This is a genomic window from Methanomethylovorans sp., from assembly GCF_041305605.1.
In the GTDB taxonomy this organism is placed as follows: domain Archaea; phylum Halobacteriota; class Methanosarcinia; order Methanosarcinales; family Methanosarcinaceae; genus Methanomethylovorans.
The window spans coordinates 1-12043 of the sequence record NZ_JBFYLB010000118.1 but is presented as its reverse complement, the minus strand read 5'-3'; the positions used below and the strand labels follow the sequence as shown (position 1 = coordinate 12043).

The window sequence follows — 12043 nt, the reverse complement described above, 5'->3', positions numbered from 1 at the left end:
AGTGCATCCCATACGAAGGTTTGATCATGTTTTTTTCCTGCAGAGAAACGTATTATATAAGCATAGCTTCCCAGCAGTGCCAGCATAAAGAATACCTTGAACAGTACGATGCTGTAGAGTCCATGCATAGAGGCAAATGTGGATACAGCCGGATTACCTTCCTGTGCAAGACCGGTTTCTATGGCATATATAGTGGTCAACAGATCGCCTATTACATAGAATAATAAGACGAACTTTATATCTTTCAGGAATCTGTAAAGATCCACACCGTAAACTAATGAACTTTTTTCAACACTCTGGGTCATCGTACCACCGCGACCTTACCGCGTCATTTCACACGCAGCTATGAATAACTCTGCAGCCACCTATATAAGAATATCTATATCAATGTGTATAATACTACTCATTATGATGATACAGTCTTTTTGATAGACCGTCTCAGGCCAGCAAAAGGCTTTTATCTTCATGCTCATACGGGAATAACAATGACACTCATGGAAGATGCAAAAAAGGGGATACTAGCTCCCCAGATACAGGAAGTAGCTAAAAAAGAAGGTATCGATCCCGACCTTGTACGTTCCTGTGTGGCAAAAGGCATCATTGCCATACCTGATAACCCTGCAAGGGATTCAAAGCCGGTGGGCATTGGCAGGTACATGAGCACTAAGATCAATGCGAACATCGGTACTTCCCGGGACTACATCAATGTAGAAGAAGAGGTCGAAAAAGCGCGCACTGCAGAAAAGTTCGGTGCCGATGCGCTCATGGACCTTTCCACAGGCGGGGATCTGGACAGCATACGTTCCATGATCATGAAAGCCGTGCATATTCCCATAGGTTCTGTACCTATATACCAGGCGGCATCATCTAAGAAAGCAGTTGTGGATATGACATCCGACGACATGTTCAATGCTGTCAGGAAACATGCAAGGGATGGAGTGGATTTTGTCACGGTACATGCAGGTGTTAACCTCGAGTCCCTGGAAAGGATCAAAAAAGGAGAGAGGATCACTGAAGTTGTAAGCCGTGGCGGTGCGTTCACTCTTGCATGGATGCTGCATAATCAGGAAGATAATCCCTTTTATACGGAATACGACTACCTTCTCGAGATAGCCTATGAGCACGATGTGGCTGTAAGCCTTGGGGATGGCATGAGGCCGGGATGTATCCATGATGCATCCGACGGAGCAATGTTCACTGAAATCGTCACGTTGGGAGAACTTGTGAAAAGGGCACGTGCTGCGAATGTGCAATCTTTTGTCGAAGGTCCGGGACATGTACCGGTGAATGAGATCGAGACATGTGTTAAAACCATGAAGAGCCTGTGCCTTGATGCTCCCGTCTATCTCCTTGGCCCGCTGGTAACTGATATAGCCCCGGGATATGATCATATAACAGGTGCCATCGGCGGTACTCTTGCAGGCATGTATGGTGCGGATTTCCTGTGCATGACCACGCCTTCGGAACATCTGGCACTGCCAACGGTAAGTGACATACGGGAAGGGACGATCGTCACAAAAATAGCGGCACATGCAGCAGACATTGCAAAAGAAGGGCAAAGAGAAAGGGCACGTGCAATGGATGACAGGATGTCACATGCACGCCACAGACTTGATTGGGAAGAACAGTACAGGCTGGCCATTGACGGAGAACGTGCGCGCAGTATCAGGGAAAGCCGTGTGACCGGCAGCGATGCCTGTTCGATGTGCGGGGATCTGTGCGCAATGAAGATAGTAAAAAAGGCCCTGTCAAAAGAAGAATAATTATCTTCGGCCTTTACTTGCCTTTATTGTAAGAATAAGGCTTTTATCTGTTCGGCGGCAATCTAAAGTGATGATGCGTACAGAGGATCTCAGTCTGAACAACAACACTTCAATGTAGATCAAAAATGGATGACCTGGCCTTTCTCACATACACTTTTATTTCGATCTTCGTTATAGTGAATCCCATTAGTGGAGTTGTCACTTTCATATCCCTTACCAGCCGCCTGACCTTTGAGGAAAAGAACATCCTTGCAAAAAGAGCCGTTTTCCTTGCCTGCATTATAGCTCTCTTCTTTGCTATTACCGGTAAGATGATGCTGGACCTTTTCGGGATCACTGTTGATTCGCTGCGCATTGCCGGTGGCATCCTGCTGTTCCACGTAGCACTGGATATGATGTTCGCAAAAGTATCCCGGGAGAGCATCACTGAGAACGAGATCAGTGAATCACAGGATCGTTCTGATATCTGGATATTCCCTATTGCTTTGCCACTGTTGACTGGTCCGGGAGCCATCACCACCGTCATTGTGCTTGTGGGAAGTACTGATCTCATGGTGCAGAAGTTCCTGGTCATCCTCAGCATATTGCTCACATTCCTTGTGTGTCTGGTGGTATTCCTGTTCTCCAGGCGCATCTATAAGTATATAGGGTATACCGGCATGCTGGTATTTACAAGGATAATGGGCCTTTTCCTTGCAGCACTGGCTGCAGACTTTGTGACAACAGGTATCTGGAACGTGTATACCACTCTCTCTTCAGTAACCTGAGGGCCTATCCTTTTAAGTAAGGTTCGACAAATAGTTCTTTACGATGGATGGAAGAACCAGAGAACATCCCCCACAGGTAAAGGGTGATGAGCATCAGGTATCCCTTGATGAATTGTTAGAACGTTTGAACAGCAGTGAGTCGGGACTGAAGCAGGAAGAAGCTATCCAAAGGCTGGCAGAACACGGGGCAAATGTGCTAGAAGATACCGGAAAGGAAAGTCTTCTGCACAAGTACCTGAAACAGTTCTGGAATTTCTTTTCTATCCTGCTTACAGTCGGTTCATTACTTGCTTTTATTGCAGAGTGGCTTGCTCCCGGTCAGGGAAATATGTACATTGGCATAGCACTGCTTGTTGTTGTGGTCCTTAATAGTACTTTCACGTTCATCCAGGAATACCAGGCGGAAAAGATCATGGCGAGCTTTCGCCAGTTAATACCTCCGAAAGCCAGGGTTCTAAGGAACGGTGAAATAGCAGAAATACTTGCCTCAGGCATAGTTGTCGGGGATGTGATCTTAATCGAAGAAGGGGACAAAGTGCCTGCCGATGGGAGACTCATAGAGGTGAATTCCCTCAAGGTAGATAATTCACCCATAACCGGAGAGGCTGAACCCCAGTTGCGTTCTCTGGAGTGTACCCATCCTAATATACTTGAGTGCAGGAATATGGTCTTCTCTGGCACACTTGTACAGACCGGGAACGGTAAAGCTATCATTCTAGGCACAGGAGCAAACACTCAGATAGGTCGTCTGGCACTCCTTACTAAACGCACTTCATCGGTAGAGACTCCTTTAAGAAAGGAACTAAACCGTTTTATAAGGATTATCTCTTCGATCGCTATTTTCTTAGGTATATCTTTCTTCTTAGTAGGGTTCTTCGTGCAGGATACTTTCCTGCTGAACCTTATTTTTGCTATCGGAATAATTGTGGCAAATGTTCCGGAAGGCTTGCTGCCCACAGTCACTCTCGCCCTGAGCCTTGCTTCCAGAAGAATGGCAAAAAGAAATGCGCTCATCAAACAGCTCGAATCTGTGGAGACCCTGGGTTCCACCACTGTGATATGCACCGATAAGACCGGTACGCTTACCCAGAACAAGATGGCTGTGAACTCGGTCTTTACAGGCGAAGGCTATCTGCACATCAAAGAAAAACAAAAACCCTCCGACCCTCTTATTAGAGCTGCCGGCCTGTGCAATAACTCAAGGATCACAGCCGAATCACCTGGATATAAAGGGGACCCAACGGAAGGTTCTCTGTTAGTGTACGTTAATCAGTTCACTGATGAGGAAGAACTGAAGCACGCCTATGCGCGGCTACAGGAATATCCTTTCGATTCGAAGAAAGAAAGGATGCAGGTCATTTGTTCCACCCCGGAAGAAACAATGGAATCTTACCTGAAAGGTGCGCCTGAAGTTGTCATGAATATGTGCAGCCGGCTACTCACAGTGGATGGTACCCTGCCTCTTGATGAAAAGAGTGCCGAGATGATCATGGATGAGCATATTGCCATGGCAGAAGCAGGTGAAAGAGTGCTTGCCTTGGCCTTCAGGGAAGTCGAAGATGTGCAGGAATGTGAAGATGGGTTCGTTTTCCTGGGACTTGTAGGTGCAGTAGACCCACCTCGCCCTGAAGCAAAGGAGGCTATTCACAGATGCCACATGGCAGGGATAAAAGTGGTTATGATAACCGGTGACCATCCGATCACTGCCAGATCCATAGCCCGCAAGGTAGGGCTCTGCGACGATGATGAGAAGCTTGAGATCATTATAGGCTCTGAACTCGCTGAACTGTCCACCCAGGAACTAGCAGGGAGACTCAAAGCTCCAAACATTGTCTTTGCCAGAACATCACCTGTACAAAAGCTCAAGATAGTCCAGGCTTTCAAGGCTGCCGGTGAAATAGTTACTATGACAGGTGATGGTGTCAATGACGCACCTGCTATGAAAAATGCTGATATGGGAGTGGCCATGGGAAGCGGCACAGATGTTGCAAGGGAAGCAGCAGACATGGTGTTGCTGGATGACAATTTCGCGACAATTGTCAATGCGGTAGAAGAAGGCCGTACTGTATTCGATAACATCAAGAAGTTCATTGCCTACATACTTACAAGCAACGTACCTGAAATATTGCCTTTTATCGCCTTTGTGTTACTAGCGCTGCCCCTGCCCATGAATGTGCAGCTGATACTGGCTATTGATCTGGGTACGGATATATTACCTGCACTTGCTCTGGCAGTAGAAAGGGGCGAAGGTGATATTATGCATCGTCCACCAAGATCAAAGGATGAGAAACTACTAACACGCCAGGTACTCTTTACATCCTATGGTATCAAAGGTCCTATTGAAGCAGCAGCCGGATTTTTCTGTTACTTTGCTGTGCTGCGGGATGGTGGCTGGAACTTAGGACAGGCCTTGCCGTTTACCGATCCGCTTTACATGCAGGCCATCACAGCCTTCTTTGCTGCTGTTATCATCTGTCAGATAGCCAATGTTTTTACATCCCGCACAAGGCGGCAATCTGTACTTACAAAAGGGTTTTTCGGAAATAAGATGATACTTCTCGGCATAGCCAGTGAACTGACAATACTTGGTTTTATCGTTTTTAATCCTCTGGTCAATGCAGTGTTCAACACAGCGCCCATTTCTTTAAAGTACATACTCTTGGCAATTCCTTTTGGTATTGCATTGCTGCTCATAGATGAACTAATTAAATTGGGTGTGAGAAAGAATTTGAAAATCGGAAATTAAGCAATTAGTAAAAAAGATAGAAAAAGTGAGGATTGTCCTATCCTCACTCACTAATTTATTCTCTGTTCCTACGGTTTCTGAATACAGCAACCATTACCACTATTGCAAAGGTTGCAACTATTCCTACAAAAGGAGTCTTTGCCGTTACATCAAATGCTCCCTGCTGATCTCCTATCTGTACATTGACCGTACCGGGCTGGTCTCCGGTTGCAGTGAATTCCACTGTCTTTTGTTCTCCGGCTGCAAGGGAAACATTCTGTTCATCGGTTACATTGCCGTTCAGAAGCAATTCCACCTTTACCTGTCCTGCAGCAGTGCCAGCATTCTTAACGTTCACACTGACGGTCACAGATTTGCCCTGTTCAGTTGTAGCAGGATCGACCACAAGATCGGAGTATTCAAACATGTTCTCTGCAGCTTCGACCTCAAAGGTCAGCTCTGTCGCAAGGAAACCGTTTGCTTCAGCCCTTATCTTATGTATACCTGCATCTTTTGGTGTGTATGATGCTGTACCGTCGTTTGAAGTGTTACCTATGGCGCTGCCATCATAATACAGTACTACTCCTTGCACGGGTTCGCCTCCAATGGCTTTCTTTACAGAGATGGATATTGCATCTCCAGCGAACACCGTTTCGGGACTTACTTCTATTTCAAGCTTCTTTGTGGCGTCTTCTGCAGATATTACCTCAATGTTCAGAGTACCTGTGACATAACCTTCCTTTTCTGCAGTTACTTTGAAAGTTCCGGTCTCGTTCAAGGCGACAGTAAGTACGCCTTCGTTTGATGTCGTTCCTTTCTCAGCATTGTCGAACTTGACAACCGCGCCCTCAACTCCTGCACCCTGGGATGTTACGTTGATATCCACCGATTCTCCTGCTATGGCAGTGGCAGGCATTTCTATGGTTAATTGTTCGGATGAAGATGTTGTTGTCTCTACAAAGGGATAGTATCTCAATGTATCCGAATCTGCCACTTTGATAGAAATGTCTCCCATGATATCGATCACGTTATCCTTGGTGAGTGAGATGGAATTCCTGTTCTCCAGAGTTATACCGGTATCTGAGATGCTGGAAACTTCCATTCTGCCAAACCGGTCGGAACCCTCAAGGGAAATATAGTCCTCAGATATCTGGAAAATGCCCTGTATAAAGATGGCATCAAGCTCACGCCCTCTGAAGATCTCATTGAAATGGACGACTATCTGGGGTACATCATCAGAAGAACCAAGTTCTGTTTCGTAAACATAGTCCGTGTTAGATCCAAGAATAGATGTATCAACTTCTTCACCGTTCTTTGTAAGTGAAACGCGTACCCTGTTACCATTAAGGTCTACTTCGACCACTTCAAGCACGTACCCTTCTTCAAGCTGCAGTGCCGAGCCGGGGTAGACAGATTTCTTATCATCATTATCTATCAGCACTTTTGAAAGCTGGCCCCCGGAAACCATGCTAATGGCCCCGGTGAATGTGTTATCCGGATAACCGGCGAAGTATTTTTCCGCAAGGAAGCCTATAACTTCGAAATTTCCCCAGCCGGCATGGTCAAAACTCACCTGCTGAGCATCTGTGGAATACACAAGGTCATCAGCACCTATTGTCCTGCCGTTAAGAGCTTTTACTTCCAGTGACTCGGTACCTATGCCCTCATCTATATTGTAGTAGAACCCTTCGAAGTTCAGTGAAGTCCAGTTGAACGCTCCATCTGCTACTGAACCACGCAATTCATATGTTCCCGGTTCCGTCATGTCGACCACAGGAGCAAAACGAAGCACTGTGTCATCAGCAACAACAAAATTCAGCTTTCCCATTATATTAATGGTCCTGCCTGCATTAAGGTTTATGACATCAGGATTTGACATCGTGATTATTTCAGGAGCCACTGTATCAACAGTCATTCGCCCGTATCTGTCGCCGCCGTTAACGGATATATAGCTGTCAGATACCTGGAAGATACCTTTTACAAAGACCGCATTGCTCTCAGTTCCCCTGAATATGGTATCCAGATGTACTGCTATAAGTGGGAAATCATCGGTTGAACCGAGCCTTGTCTCGTAAATATAATCCTGATTAGCAGCAATTACGGTGCTATCCACTTGTACACCATCTTTCTTGAGGGAAATGAACACTTTATTCCCATTAAGATCAACTTCCGTTACGTCCAGTACATATCCTTCCTGCAGGACCAGTGATGAGCCGGTGAACAATGATTTTTCATCATCATCATTTATGAGTACTTTTGCAAGCTGGCCATCGGCTATCAAGCTACCTTCATCTGCAAAGGCAGTATTGCCAGAATAGCCTGCAAAGTATCGCTCTGCCATGAAACCAATTATCTGGAACGAACCCCACTCATCACGTTCAAAATCAGTTTCAATTGGTCTTGTGGAATACACAAGATCATCTTCTTCAATGGACCTGTCCGAATAACTGTCCAGTTTAACTGTCAGCATTTCAGAACCTTCTCCTGAGTTCAGGTCATAATAGAAACCTGAATAACTAAGAGGTGTCCATGAATATTCTAGTGAGGGTTGCTGGGAAGCATCCCATATCCTGTTACCTGTCGAATTGTTAGCTGCCGCAGTGGCTGTTGCGCAGAACAATCCCAGACAAAGTAAAGTGACTATCAGTATTCTGATTTTCATATCTTTCTCACTCCTACAACATTTACTATCTGCAAAAATAGTATTATTTTAACAGTATATAGGTTTTTTCCGTTAAAAATAACCGGGTAATATGAAAATATATACAAAAGCAATAGCTTCAGACTGTTTCACAAGGTGATGTGTAGTGGCTCTCATTCCACTCTTACCACTATACCCCGCAGAAGCCTACCCAGCAGATCCGAACCTGTAATGATGCGCCTATCCGGGTCATCTATGTTCCAGTAGATGATAAGATCTTCATCCACAACATCGTCCTCCAAGTCGATGGGATAGACTTTAAGCCTCTTGAGCACATCTCCCAGTCTTTCCTGTGATGAGCGCACTATTATTGGATGATGGCAATACGCCAGAGGGTGAAACACTTTTTCGGTGTTGAAGGCTGCCCTAAGGAAAGCATCTGAGTCGAGAGCCACAGAAGGCTCTTCCTTCTCATCAACAACTATGACCCATTTCTTACCTGACAGAGCTATCTGATGTAATAGGGGATCCGTGGATCTTCTTTCCATATGTGGGAATACCGGATATCCATCCTTGAAAGGGAGGTGGATCATACTGTCAGGATGGATCACTGAGCCTTCATTTTTTATGTTTAGGTCGTCAATGGAAAGAAAATTGAGCGCACCAAGCCCTTCGATACGGTCGATATCTGATCTCGAAGAAAGCATATGCTTTTCGATCATGACTCTCATAGCTCTTTCCTTGAAATACATGACTCCTTCTTTTCCCAGCCACAGGTCAAGTAAATGAGCCGTAGGTTTGGCCACTGGATACAGAAGGTACCTATAGAATTTGATCAAGGGAACAAGATAAGAACCCACTTTCATTGTATTTCGGGAAAAATAGGCCTGAGGTGCGATCTCACCGAAAAAGGCTATCAGAAAAGTTGAGAATATAAATGCTGAAGCTCCGCTCATTATCGAATCTGTCAGTAATGTTAGGAGCACATTAACTCCTACATTGCCCCACAAAAGCGTGGCCAGCAATAAGTTGGAGTCTGTGCGCAGTTCAATTACCTTCACAGCAAACGAGTTCTTAAGTTCAGCCTCTACCTCAAGCCGAAGCCTGCTCAGGCCAAACAAGCCGATAGTAAGGCCAGAGAAGATCGCAGACTGGAATAAACATAATAAGATGAGAAACAACGTTATTATAACCATGTGAATTATCTTTTATCCTGTTCCCATGATATAAAAATCTGTGCTACAGCTACATCATTGATTCGGAAAAATGACAGTTCCATTTTCTCCGCTTTCTACGGCATTTGCCGGTATGCTATTAGCGAACCAGACAGTACGATGTGGTAAGGCGACCTTGATACCATTTTCTTCCAGTGTCTTTTTAATGACCCAGAGCAGTCTGGTCTTAACAGAATACCATTCTGTGGAAGGCGCCCATATCCTTACGAAGATATTGACCGCATTATCATCCAGTTTATCCACAAAGACGGTAGGAGTAGGATTTTTAAAAGCTATCGGATCATCATCTATGATGCCTTTGATTATTCCGATGGCTTTGTCAGCATCGCTGTCATATGTAATCCCTATTAAGTATTCAAATCTTCTTGCTACATTAGCGGCGTAATTTGTGATGTTATTGGTAAAAACCTTCTCGTTAGGCAAACGCACGTATAGTCCATCAAAAGTCCTTATGATAGTGGAGATAAGAGTAATGTCCTCAATTACACCTGCATTATTATCAATGTTCACCTGGTCCCCTATCTTTATTGGCCGTTCAAGGGTCAGAAATATCCCGGAAATAAGGTTTGCAACAATGCTCTGGCCTGCGATACCCAGAATAATACCCAGAACACCTCCTGCAACAAGCAGGCTTGATAACTCTACTCCCATAAACGGAAGTATAAAAAAGACAGTGGCTACGAAGATGAAACTGTAGCGCATAAGTTTGAGCAGCATGCTCAGTTGTTTCCTGTCCATCTTATCCTGCAGAACTCTCATCAAATACATGGATAAGACCTTTCCGGCAATAATTGAAATAATTACGACCGAAGCTACGAAAGTTATTCTGAAAAAGAGGATCGAATAGCCAGACAATGAACTAAATGCCGTATCATTCAGCGTGTTGTTCATAGGCCATACTCCATGATGCATTTGGTTCCACTTACCCTTAATTTGGATGATACGTAGAGTTCCATAGCCTTCTTGAACCTGCCTTTTCCGGGGCAGTGAATGAATTCCGTCTCAGCTAGCTTTCGGCTTGGAATTTTCATTACTGCTTTCATTACAACTTTATTTTCTTCATAGTAGATCTTCATACCATAAGCGTTGAATATAGCCTTGTTGATCTCTATCATGTGGTCTGTATCATTAACTATCTTCAGATCGATATAGCCTGTATGCAGAGGATTTGTATCCGGGGGAGACAGGGACACATCGCTTTTCCAATATTTACAGATTATTCCATTGCTTGGAACACCATATAATGTATACTTGAGCCTTGCAAAAGAAAAAATATCGATGAGTTCAAATTCTTCCTTCTCATGAGATACAAAAACTCCTACTTCTATAGGAAAAGTGATGTAGACCTTCCTTGTAGCACCCGGCTCAAGGATAACTGTTTTTTGAAAATCCACCAGTAAGAAATGAGTAAGCCGTTTAGGCATATTGACCGGTTCTATCGGGTTGAGCAGAAAACTGCATGATTCCTGTAAAAGTAATTTTTCTGTGCTCCCCAGGCTGCCCCATCTTCGATATATAAGGGAATTCTCATGTATTTCCACTGAGATGGAAACATCTTCAATTTCCATATTAAAAGGGGATTCATATACTCCGAACATAATAATTTCCATGAAATAATATAAAAGAAGTATTTCATTACTTATAACCATTTCTTCTTTCTGAAATAGGATACCATGAAAATGCCTATTGCTGCCATGATGCACCACAGGACCGGATAACTCCATTTCCACGCAAGTTCGGGCATATAATGAAAGTTCATACCATACACTCCTGCAAGGAACGTCAATGGAATAAATATGGTAGCGATAATGGTAAGCACCTTCATCACTTCATTCATCCTGTTGCTAATGCTGGACAGATATATGTCCAGCATTCCGGACAGCATGTCTCTGTATGTCTCTATGGTATCCATCACTTGTATTGTATGGTCGTATACATCTTTAATATATATTTGTGCATATTTAGTAATAAGGGACGATTCGCCCCTTAAAAGGTTGTTTAAGACTTCGCGTAGAGGCCATGCGGATTTGCGTAAAAATATCATCTCGTTTCTCAAAACATGTAACTCTTCAAGAGTGTCAGGTGTAGGATTATCAAGCAGGTCATCTTCCAGTAATTCTATTCTCTCGCCCAGTTTCTCCAGGATCACAAAATAGTTGTCAACTATAGAATCGATGAGGGAATATGCAAGGTAATCAGCCCCCATCTCGCGTATGCGTCCCTTTGAGTTCTTTATCCTCATGCGTACGGGATCAAAGGTGTCGCCTCCTGCTTCCTGGAACGATATTACGAAATTGCGGCCAAGGATAAGACTTACCTGTTCGGATACTATTTCCGAGTCATTGTCTAGTTCATCCGTTTTATCCTGGTAATAAAACATCCGCAGAACTACATAGATATAATCTTCAAAGTCCTCTATCTTCGGGCGCTGGGTGGTATGAAGAATATCTTCAAGAACAAGGGGGTGTATACTGAAATGAGTTCCCAGGCGCTCGATAACGGTTACATCATGTATTCCATCTATGTTTATCCACGTTACAGAAGGACTGTCTCTGAAGGGAAATACTTCTTCGATATCTGATACTTCCTTTGTCTGGAAATGGTCCTTACTGTAATCAATTACTGTTATTTTTACTGTTTCTGTCCGTTTGTCTCCTACGTGGACGATAGTTCCGGGAGGCAGGCCGAACTTTTCGGAAGCCCGCCTTACAAATCTGTTAGACATTAGTTACCTTTCCTCAAGCTAACGATGTTAATTGTCGGATCAATGCATGTAATGTTTTGTTAAAATTATTCGATATTACTAATAATGCTTTTTATTACTATAATAATAAAATAAGATCTCTAATACCTTATATATGTTAACTAAATGTCCATTGATCCCAAGATGGGTCGTTTTCGTGCACAGAATG

The 12043-nt window shown here is 44.0% G+C and carries 9 protein-coding genes; 3 read left to right on the top strand and 6 right to left on the bottom strand.

Annotation, left to right across the window (positions count from 1 at the left end; all coding sequences use genetic code 11):
* Window positions 1-305: DUF5658 family protein (locus tag ACCM36_RS07600; RefSeq protein ID WP_370573152.1), on the bottom strand; the 305-nt coding region annotated here is incomplete at its 3' end.
* 180 nt (window positions 306-485) lie between these two features.
* Between ACCM36_RS07600 and thiC the strand changes: the two genes are divergently transcribed.
* The 3 genes from thiC (at window position 486) to ACCM36_RS07585 (ending at window position 5276) form a co-directional block, all read left to right on the top strand.
* Complete coding sequence (gene thiC / locus ACCM36_RS07595) at window positions 486-1763, top strand: phosphomethylpyrimidine synthase ThiC (RefSeq protein WP_370573151.1); 1278 nt, start codon at window positions 486-488, stop codon at window positions 1761-1763.
* Between the two features lie 125 nt (window positions 1764-1888).
* Window positions 1889-2530 (top strand): MarC family protein, encoded by a 642-nt coding sequence (locus tag ACCM36_RS07590; protein ID WP_370573150.1) that lies wholly within the window; start codon window positions 1889-1891, stop codon window positions 2528-2530.
* 43 nt (window positions 2531-2573) lie between these two features.
* On the top strand, window positions 2574-5276 hold the full coding sequence (locus ACCM36_RS07585; protein WP_370573149.1) for a cation-translocating P-type ATPase: 2703 nt from the start codon (window positions 2574-2576) through the stop codon (window positions 5274-5276).
* Window positions 5277-5331: 55 nt separating this feature from the next.
* On the opposite strand, the gene ACCM36_RS07580 is transcribed toward ACCM36_RS07585, so the two are convergent.
* The 5 genes from ACCM36_RS07580 to corA form a co-directional block, all read right to left on the bottom strand.
* Window positions 5332-7917: an S-layer protein domain-containing protein gene (locus tag ACCM36_RS07580; RefSeq protein WP_370573148.1), complete on the bottom strand. Its 2586-nt coding sequence runs from the start codon at window positions 7915-7917 to the stop codon at window positions 5332-5334.
* 152 nt (window positions 7918-8069) lie between these two features.
* Window positions 8070-9092, bottom strand: coding sequence for a DUF21 domain-containing protein (locus ACCM36_RS07575; RefSeq protein WP_370573145.1), 1023 nt, complete (start codon window positions 9090-9092; stop codon window positions 8070-8072).
* Window positions 9093-9146: 54 nt separating this feature from the next.
* Window positions 9147-10022, bottom strand: coding sequence for a mechanosensitive ion channel family protein (locus tag ACCM36_RS07570; RefSeq protein WP_370573144.1), 876 nt, complete (start codon window positions 10020-10022; stop codon window positions 9147-9149).
* Window positions 10019-10741, bottom strand: coding sequence for a DUF432 domain-containing protein (locus ACCM36_RS07565; RefSeq protein ID WP_370573143.1), 723 nt, complete (start codon window positions 10739-10741; stop codon window positions 10019-10021). Before ACCM36_RS07565 ends, ACCM36_RS07570 begins: the two co-directional genes overlap by 4 nt.
* Before the next feature lie 29 nt (window positions 10742-10770).
* Window positions 10771-11856, bottom strand: a complete 1086-nt coding sequence (gene corA / locus ACCM36_RS07560; RefSeq protein ID WP_370573142.1) for a magnesium/cobalt transporter CorA — start codon at window positions 11854-11856, stop codon at window positions 10771-10773.
* Between the last annotated feature and the right edge of the window lie 187 nt (window positions 11857-12043).

Coding starts and splice junctions, on each gene's coding strand:
- thiC (WP_370573151.1), top strand. CDS start 486: ATGACACTCATGGAAGATGCAAAAAAGGGGATACTAGCTCCCCAGATA.
- ACCM36_RS07590 (WP_370573150.1), top strand. CDS start 1,889: ATGGATGACCTGGCCTTTCTCACATACACTTTTATTTCGATCTTCGTT.
- ACCM36_RS07585 (WP_370573149.1), top strand. CDS start 2,574: ATGGATGGAAGAACCAGAGAACATCCCCCACAGGTAAAGGGTGATGAG.
- ACCM36_RS07580 (WP_370573148.1), bottom strand. CDS start 7,917: ATGAAAATCAGAATACTGATAGTCACTTTACTTTGTCTGGGATTGTTC.
- ACCM36_RS07575 (WP_370573145.1), bottom strand. CDS start 9,092: ATGGTTATAATAACGTTGTTTCTCATCTTATTATGTTTATTCCAGTCT.
- ACCM36_RS07570 (WP_370573144.1), bottom strand. CDS start 10,022: ATGAACAACACGCTGAATGATACGGCATTTAGTTCATTGTCTGGCTAT.
- ACCM36_RS07565 (WP_370573143.1), bottom strand. CDS start 10,741: ATGGAAATTATTATGTTCGGAGTATATGAATCCCCTTTTAATATGGAA.
- corA (WP_370573142.1), bottom strand. CDS start 11,856: ATGTCTAACAGATTTGTAAGGCGGGCTTCCGAAAAGTTCGGCCTGCCT.